Origin of the sequence: Victivallis sp., from assembly GCF_048170485.1 — a bacterium.
Taxonomy (GTDB): Bacteria; Verrucomicrobiota; Lentisphaeria; order Victivallales; family Victivallaceae; genus Victivallis.
The window spans coordinates 21,299-27,716 of record NZ_DBEXAY010000041.1 but is presented as its reverse complement, the minus strand read 5'-3'; the positions used below and the strand labels follow the sequence as shown (position 1 = coordinate 27,716).

The 6,418-nt window shown below is 60.1% G+C and carries 5 protein-coding genes and 1 tRNA gene; all 6 read right to left on the bottom strand.

Annotated features, from left to right (window positions below; translation table 11 throughout):
* Nucleotides 1-136: 136 nt before the first annotated feature.
* A tRNA-Ser gene (locus tag ACMLHG_RS02235) sits at nucleotides 137-224 on the bottom strand.
* A gap of 126 nt (nucleotides 225-350) precedes the next feature.
* Nucleotides 351-2,240: a molecular chaperone HtpG gene (gene htpG / locus ACMLHG_RS02230; RefSeq protein ID WP_367170024.1), complete on the bottom strand. Its 1,890-nt coding sequence runs from the start codon at nucleotides 2,238-2,240 to the stop codon at nucleotides 351-353.
* 167 nt (nucleotides 2,241-2,407) lie between these two features.
* Nucleotides 2,408-3,421, bottom strand: a complete 1,014-nt coding sequence (locus ACMLHG_RS02225) for a hypothetical protein (RefSeq protein ID WP_417169405.1) — start codon at nucleotides 3,419-3,421, stop codon at nucleotides 2,408-2,410.
* 28 nt (nucleotides 3,422-3,449) lie between these two features.
* Nucleotides 3,450-4,466 carry a LacI family DNA-binding transcriptional regulator gene (locus ACMLHG_RS02220; protein WP_417169404.1) on the bottom strand — a complete coding sequence of 339 codons (1,017 nt, stop codon included), beginning with the start codon at nucleotides 4,464-4,466 and terminating at the stop codon, nucleotides 3,450-3,452.
* A gap of 365 nt (nucleotides 4,467-4,831) precedes the next feature.
* Complete coding sequence (locus ACMLHG_RS02215) at nucleotides 4,832-5,125, bottom strand: DUF1805 domain-containing protein (RefSeq protein ID WP_417169403.1); 294 nt, start codon at nucleotides 5,123-5,125, stop codon at nucleotides 4,832-4,834.
* A 3-nt stretch (nucleotides 5,126-5,128) separates the two neighbouring features.
* Complete coding sequence (gene trpB, locus ACMLHG_RS02210; RefSeq protein ID WP_295807948.1) at nucleotides 5,129-6,361, bottom strand: tryptophan synthase subunit beta; 1,233 nt, start codon at nucleotides 6,359-6,361, stop codon at nucleotides 5,129-5,131.
* Between the last annotated feature and the right edge of the window lie 57 nt (nucleotides 6,362-6,418).

Sequence of the window (6,418 nt, the reverse complement as noted above, 5' to 3'; positions counted from 1 at the left end):
AAAGACCTTTTTTCAGATTCTGAGTGTGTTTCAAACACACCTCAGCAATTTGCGCAAATCCCTTTACACCAACGACTTTTAGCGCCATTGAATAAAAGATTCTCTTTTTACCAGAAATTGGAAGGGGAAAAATAAATGGCGGAGAGAGAGGGATTCGAACCCTCGGTGACTTGCGCCACGGCGGTTTTCAAGACCGCTGCCTTAAACCACTCGACCATCTCTCCGGGAACGGCCTAAATATCGCGCCGGAATCTTTGTTTTTCAAGCGCGATTTTGCCGTTTTTTCAAAAAATGATCCACAATCGCGCCGGCAGGTACGGTTGATGCCTCCCGCCGGCGCGTCCGGAATCCTATTTGCCGCTGATTCCTTTCAGCAGCAGATTCGTCACTTCGCGCGCAAACGCCGCCGGATCGGGCAGGGGACTGCCTTCGGTCAGCAGCGCCTGGTCGAACAGAACCTTCGCGTACATCTCCAGTTCCGGCGCTTTGTCGCTTTGTTTGCTCAGCTCGAACATCGCTTCAATCAGCGGATGTTTCGGATTCAGTTCGAGAATCCGCTTGCTTTCCGGAATCTCCTGATGCATCGCCTTGAACAGCCGCTCCAGGTGCGGACTCAATGCGTTGCCTTCCGTAATCAGGCAGCACGGACTGTCCGTAAGACGCGCCGAAAAGCGCACCTCGCCCACCTTGTCGCCCAGCGCCTTCTTCAGGAACTCCACCAGACCGGCGAACTTCTCCTGCGCCGCTTTCAGCATGTCCGCCGCACCTTCCACTTCAAAGTCGCCCTTCGCGATCGATTTGAAGTTCTTCTTGCGGTACTGGAACATCTGCTGCATGATCCAGTCGTCGATCGGATCGGTCATGAACAGCACGTCATACCCCTTCGACCGGAAATATTCCAGCGCCGGCGACGACGCGACCGATTCGCGCTTTTCTCCGGTGATGTAGTAGATCTCCTTCTGCGACTCCGGCATCGCCGCGACATATTCGGCGAGCGTGATCATTTTGCCGGGTTCGGTGTTCATCGACTCGTACATCACCAGATCCTTGAGCTTCTCGGCATTGGCGAAGTCGGTGTGCAGCCCCTCTTTGAAGATACGGCCGAACTCCCGGAAGAAGCCCGCATAGGCCTCCCGGTCCGTTTCCAGCAGCTTCTTGAGTTCGCTCAGCACCTTCGCCGTCACCGCCTTCTCAATCCGCGCCAGCTGCGGATTCTCCTGGAGAATCTCGCGCGACACGTTGAGCGGCAGATCGTTGGAATCCACCACGCCGCAGACGAACCGCAGATAGTCCGGAATCAGCTCCTTGCACTCGTCGGTGATGAAGACGCGGCGGACGTAGAGCTGAAGCCCACGCTTCTGCAAATCCGGCATCAGCAGGTTGAACGGCGCCTGCTTCGGCAGAAACAGCAGCGCCTTGAACTCGCTGGTCCCCTCGGCGGAGAGGTGAATCGCCTTCAGATATTCGGTTCCGCCGAAGTTGGAGAGGTGCGAATAGAAGCTCTTGTACTCCTCTTCGGTGATCTCCGACGGCTTCCGCAGCCAGATCGCCTTCTGCGAATTGAGCACCCGGTCGGTGACGGTTTCGGTCTTGTCCTCATTGACTTTGACCTCCGGCATGACGATCGGATACTCGATGAAGTCGGAATATTTGTGGATGATTCCGCTCAGTTTCCAGCTTTCCAGATACTGTTCGGCGTCCTCCTTGAGGTGGAGGGTGATTTCGGTGCCCGGTTCGCTCTTCTCCGCGGAATCCAGCTCGTATTCGCCCTCGCCGCGGCTGCTCCAGCGCACTGCGGGTGCATCCGAACCGGCCTTCTTCGTGACGATGACCACTTCGCCCGCCACCATGAACGCCGAATAGAATCCGACGCCGAACTGACCGATCAGTTCGGGCAGTTCCTCTTTCTTCGACCCTTGCTCCTCGAGAAGCTTCAGAAACGCACGGGTGCCGCTCTTGGCAATGGTGCCGATGTTCTCGACGACCTCGTCCTGCGTCATGCCGATGCCGTTGTCGCTGATGGTGAGGGTCTTCGCTTTTTTATCCGGCGTGATGCGGATCTCCCACTTCTTCGCCATTTCCGGATGGGTCAGGCTTTCGAAGCGCGCCTTGTCGATGGCGTCGGCGGCGTTGGCCACCAGTTCCCGCAGGAAAATGTCGCGGTTGGAGTACAGTGAGTGAATCATCAGATCCAGCAGCTGCCGGACTTCGGTTTTGAATTCTCTGGTCTCTCCCATAATCAATGAACCTCCTTTGTTCAAAGACAGCAGATTACAGCCGGAACACCCGGATGCGGTTGTTTCGGCTGCAGGGGGATGCTCCCCCCTTTCTCTGGAATTGGTGTAATTTAGCACAATCTTGCGAGAATACAAGTCTCCCCCGGAGGGATTTCCCGCAACTTGTGATTTCAGATAAAAGGCCTCCGGTCCAGCACGTTCCGCAGGGGAACCGAACTGCGCAGTTCCCCCGGCAGGGCGAGCTGGAGCTCGGCGAGCGCACAAACCGCTCCGAACAGGCTGTGCAGATCGTTCATCCCCTCGTCGCGGGTTTCGTCCACCGATGCCAGGTAGGAGACGAAACGGCCGGCACAGTCGCGCAGCAGCTCCATGCATTCTCCGTGGCGGTGCGGCGTCTGGCAGGAGGCGCGATGAACCGCAAAGATCCAGTCGATCTCCCGGAAACTGCACTCCTGCGCGAAGACCACCTGTGGCGGTTCCCCCAGCCCGTTCTGCCGATAGAGGTCAATACAGCTGTCGATCAGCGCCTCTGCGTGCGGGAACGGCCGCCGCGCCGCCAGATGGTTGAAGAGGTAGTGGAACCAGCCGTTCAGATGGTGACAGAGCGGTTTTTCCCCAAAACTGCCGGCAAGACTCAGGCCCCGCTGGGGATCGCAGTGCCGGGCGAGCCAGTCGAAGTAGGCGTCCTGCCAGGCGAGTCCGCCCCGGTGAAGAATCAGCAGCGAGGCGAATACGCCGGCGCCGCGATGGGACTGCCCCCACGGGTTGCCGCGCCAGTCGAGCGACTCCAGAAGCGCCAGGATTCCTTCCGGAGTCTCGTACTGTGCCAGCGCCCGGACCGGATGGAGCGGCGCCGCATCCAGAATTTCCAGGGCGGCAATGCAGTGCGCCGTCGTATGGTACGGGTGGTGATCGCGTTCCTGGAAGAGGCCGTTTTCCGGATTCTGAAACGCCTGCAGCGTCCGGATGGTCTCCTCCCGTTCCTCCGGTTCCGCCCCCGGCAGCCCCAGCGAATAACGGATGTTGACGGCGTCTGCGCAGCCGTACTCATTGTTCCCCAGTTTGCGGTTCTTTTCGGGGGAGTCCCACAGAAAACGGCAGTATTCCCCCGGCCGGGCAAGCTTATGGGCTTGCAGTACCCGGATGATTTTCTCGACGACAGGATCCAGATTTACACAGTTCATTTGTTCTCCATGAGGGGTCAGCCTCTTTTTATTGCGGCGGAATTTCCCGGCAGCCGCAGGATTCCCGGAAAAAGCAGCGAACAGGGACCGCCGTCTCATGGACGTCGGTGGAGTGTTCCCCGTCGATCTGGCGGAAGAGCCGTTCGCACAACTGTCCGGCCAGCGTTTCAACCTCCACCCCCGCCGTGGTGAGACGGGGATTGCTGTAGGAAGCGAATTCGATGTTGTCGATCCCGGTTACCAGCAGATCCCCCGGAACGGAATATCCGGCGTCGCGAAGCCCGGCGATGAGCCCCATGGCGAAGATGTCGTTGTGACAGACGACCGCTTCCGGAATCGGCCGGTTGGCGGCAAGATCCCGCCCCATGGCGCAACCGCTTGCCAACGTGACTTTTTCAGTCTTCCGGTGCGGGGCGGCAGGCAGTCCATGCGCCTGCATCGCCCGGCAGTAGCCAGCGTAGCGCGAGGAATGCGTGTCACCTCCGGCAAAAAGAATCCGCTTTGCGCCGTGCTGTTCGATCAGATGGCAGGTGAGTTCGTAGACCGCCTGCGGGTAGTCGATCGCAAGATTGTCGAACCCCGCCGCTCCGGCGATACCGAAGCCGACGACCGGGATGCCGCACTCCCGCAACTGCCGCTGCAGAGAGGCCGAATAGTTCGGCAGGTGCGAGAGAATCAGGCCATCCACCTGGTGATGGAGCAGGTTGCTCAACTGCCGGCCGGGATCTTCCCCCCAGTTCACACCGGAGACCATCACCCCGAAACCGCGTTGAAAAGCAATGGAGCGGAGCGCGTCGATCAACCGGGTCCGTACCGGATTGTGAATTTCCGTCACCACAACGCCGATGGTGAAACTCCGTTTCAGCACCAGACCGCGGGCGGTCCGGTTCGGCTGGTAGCACAGCTCCTTCGCCGCCGCCAGCACCGCTTCCGCCCGGCCGACGGCGTCGCGGCGCAGCCCCTTGGTTCCGCCGTTGAGAATCCGCGAGGCCGTGCTGACCGACACCCCCGCCTTCGCCGCAACGTCCACTATTGTCGAAGCCATGGCTTCTTCTCCAATCCTGACTGTTGTTCCATCGAAGCGGCTTCCACCGATTCTCTGTCTCGTACTGGTGAATCCGCTCTCTATTCAAAATAAACGATAACGTTTGCATTTGCAAGTCGAAAAGAGAAAAAAAGCAGATTTTCGCAGGGGGGGAGGGAATCCGGGGGCAGGCGCCTTCCGGCGACCTGGGGGAAGGGGAAAAGCAACAAGCCCGCATCGCCGGGGCCCCTCTTGCGTGGAGCCGTCTGCGCCGGCGGCGGAACCTCCCCGGCAGGTCCGGGGCAGGGGAGCGGAGCGGGTACGGTCAGCGCGAAGCCGGGCCGCGGGGGCATCCTGTTTCTTCTTTGCGTTCCGTACCCGGAGCGTCAGCACTTCTCCATGCTCAAAAGCGCTTCACGGCCGCTCATTCCGGCCGTCACGCCGCATGCGGCGGCCGCGGCGCTGACGGCAACGACCTTCGCCTCCATCATATCGGCGAAGCTGCCGACGCCGGTCACGATGGCGAAGCGGTCGTTGAGTCTGTCCGCCGTCGCCGTCGTGAAGTAGCCGCAGCCGAGGTTGGCCGTGCGGCCCTGAATCAACAGAATTGTTCCGTTCTGCGTAGGAATCCGCATTCCGTTGAACAGGATCCCGTCAATGTCGAGCTCGCACGTCTGCATGGTTTATTTTTCCTCCGGATTAAACTTGTAGTTTTCGCCGTAACCGTAATGTTCGACCACGTAGTCGACGTCCTTGTCGCCACGACCCGAGCAGGTCGCCAGAATCGAACCGTACGGATGGGTCTTCGCCCACTTCATCGCATAGGCGACCGCGTGCGCGCTCTCCAGCGCCGGAATGATTCCTTCGTAGCGGGAGAGCTTGAAGAACGCGTCCACCGCCTCTTCGTCGGTGCAGGTGACGTAGTTGACCCGGCCGAGGTCCTTCCAGAACGCGTGTTCCGGGCCGACCGAGGGGTAATCGAGGCCGCTGGCGATCGAATAGACCGGCGCCGGACCGCCCGATTCATCCTTGAGCATATAGCTGTCGAAGCCGTGCATCGACCCCGGCGTACCGTAGGTCAGCGACGCGGCATGGTCGCCGAGGTGGGAGCCGTGGCCGAGCGGTTCGACGCCGTAGATATCCACCGGGTCCGCCAGGTAGGCGGCGAAGGAGCCGGCCGCGTTGCTGCCGCCGCCGACGCAGGCGCAGATCGCATCTGGCAGCTGGCCGGTCATCGACAGGAACTGTTCGCGCGATTCCTCGCCGATGCAGAACTGGAAGTCGCGCACCATCAGCGGGAAGGGGTGCGGCCCGAGCACCGAGCCGATGCAGTAGATCGAATCTTTGTAGTTCTTCGCATAGGATTCAAACGCGGAGTCCACCGCCTCCTTCAGGGTCTTCAATCCGAAGGTGACCGGAACCACTTTCGCGCCCAGAATCTTCATGCGGGTCACGTTGGGGGCCTGCTTGGCGATGTCGACTTCGCCCATATGGATTTCGCACTCCAGCCCGAAGTAGGCGGCGGCGGTGGCGAGCGCCACGCCGTGCTGGCCGGCGCCGGTTTCCGCGATCAGCCGCTTCTTGCCCATGAACTTGGCGAGCAGACCTTCGCCCATGCAGTGGTTGAGCTTATGGGCGCCGGTGTGGTTGAGATCTTCGCGCTTGAGGTAAATCTGGCAGTTGCCGAGCAGCCGCGACAGCCGGTCGCAGTGGTAGACCGGAGTCGGCCGCCCCTGAAACTCCCGCCGGATGCGGCGCAGCTCATTGATGAAGTGCGCGGAGCGGCAGATGGACTGGTAGGCGTCCTGAATCTCCTGGAACGCCGCCATGAGTTTCGGCGGAAGATAGGCGCCGCCGTACGGTCCGAACCGGCCGTCGGGAGTGGGGTAATCGCGGAAATAACGTGAATAATCCATGATTTCAACTCTTTCGTATCTGGTGAATAATGACTGTTCAGACTCCGTTTCCCGGCA